The following is a 1,384-nucleotide window of genomic DNA, read 5'->3' as shown; positions in this document are numbered from 1 at the left end:
GGGTCTGTCCAGCGAACGGTGTAACTCGGTTGGGTTGAGTTAACGACGGCCAGCGGAGAGACGGCCGTCGAAGGCGATCTCGAAGGCGTTCAACGCTGCCTTCCAGCGCGTCATCCAGCGCTTTCGGCCGTCACCGGTCGGGTCGAGGGACATGATCGCCATGTAGACGCACTTCAGGGCCGCCTGCTCGTTCGGGAAGTGCCCGCGCGAGCGGACGGCCTTGCGGATCCGGGCGTTGACGGACTCGATCGCATTCGTGGTGCAGATGACCCGGCGGACCTCGATGTCGAAGCTCAGGAACGGCACGAACTCGGCCCAGGCGTTCTCCCAGAGCCGCACGATCGCCGGATACTTCTTCCCCCAGGCTTCGGTGAACTCCACGAACCGCTCAAGCGCGGCATCCTCGGTCGGAGCCGTGTAGACGGGCTTGAGGGCCTTGGAGATCTTGTCCCAGTCCTGGCGGGCCGCGTAGCGGAACGAGGCCCGGATCAGGTGCACGATGCAGGTCTGGGTGACGGCCTGCGGCCAGACCGTGCCGATGGCGTCCGGCAGGCCCTTGAGGCCGTCGCAGACGACCATGCACACGTCCGCGACACCGCGGTTCTTGATCTCGGTCAGGACGTGCAGCCAGTACTTGGCGCCCTCGCCACCGTCGCCGGCCCACAACCCGAGGATCTCCCGGGTGCCTTCGACCGTGACCGCGAGCGCCACGTAGATCGGCCGGTTGGCGACCTGGCCGTCGCGGAGCTTCACGTGGACGCAGTCGATGAAGATCACCGGATAGACCGGGTCCAGCGGACGGTTCTGCCACTCGGCCATGCCCTCGATCACCTGGTCGGTGATGGTCGAGATGGTCTGCTTCGACACGTCGGCGCCGTAGACCTCGGCCAGGTGCGCGGAGATCTCGCCGTGTGTCAGGCCGCGGGCGGACAGCGAGAGCACCATCTCGTCCACCCCGGACAGGCGCCGCTGGCGCTTGCGGACCAGCTGCGGCTCGAACGAGCCCTCCCGGTCGCGGGGAACGTCGATCTCGACCGGGCCGACCTCTGTCAGCACGGTCTTCGACCGCGTGCCGTTGCGCGAGTTCCCGCTGCCGGCCCCGACCGGATCGTGCTTCTCATAGCCGAGATGGTCCGTCATCTCGCCTTCGAGTGCGGACTCCAGGATCTTCTTCGTCAGCTGCTGGAGCAGGCCCCCAGCGCCGGTGAGCTGCAGCCCGCTCGCACGAGCCTGGTCGACCAGCTGCCCGATCAACTGGTCGTCCAGGGCGTCCGACTGCAACTCCACCGGCCGCACGGCCTCCACGGCCTCGGCGGAGACGATCACGTCTGTCATCAGGTGCTACTTCCTTGATCGGGAGTTACACCGTTCTTTTTACAGACCC

General features: G+C 66.7%; 1 protein-coding gene. It reads right to left on the bottom strand.

Annotated elements, in window-relative coordinates:
* Positions 1-39: 39 nt before the first annotated feature.
* A complete protein-coding gene (locus ACIRVF_RS42935) occupies positions 40-1,326 on the bottom strand; it encodes an IS256 family transposase (RefSeq protein ID WP_402830702.1) in 1,287 nt (428 codons plus the stop codon).
* Positions 1,327-1,384: the final 58 nt, after the last annotated feature.

This window comes from Kitasatospora sp. NPDC101157 (assembly GCF_044768255.1).
In the GTDB taxonomy this organism is placed as follows: domain Bacteria; phylum Actinomycetota; class Actinomycetes; order Streptomycetales; family Streptomycetaceae; genus Kitasatospora.
The sequence above is the reverse complement of the archived record's forward strand: the minus strand, read 5'-3'. Positions and strand labels throughout refer to the sequence as shown.